At 37.6% G+C, this 229-nt stretch carries 1 protein-coding gene; it reads right to left on the minus strand.

The window, feature by feature from the left end; all coding sequences use genetic code 11:
• Positions 1-229 (minus strand): ribosome hibernation-promoting factor, HPF/YfiA family (gene hpf, locus ACYP5M_RS26900; RefSeq protein ID WP_459735769.1); only part of this gene is annotated, 229 nt, incomplete at both ends.

The raw sequence follows: 229 nt of genomic DNA on the forward strand, positions 1-229 counted from the left end.
CTGACGATTGACCTTCGTTTTTTGTTTTCGAATTTGGCGTTCAAGCTGATGATTGATCAAGTCAATGGCAGCATACATATCCGCATTTTCCTCTTCAGCACGTAGAACCACATTCTGCATGGGAATCGTCACTTCGACCTTTGATGTATGATTGTTCACTTTTAATTTCACTAACTCATTTGCATCTGGTGTATTGTTAAAATATCGTTCTAACTTGCCAATTTTCTTT

Source organism: Peribacillus sp. N1 (genome assembly GCF_054600815.1).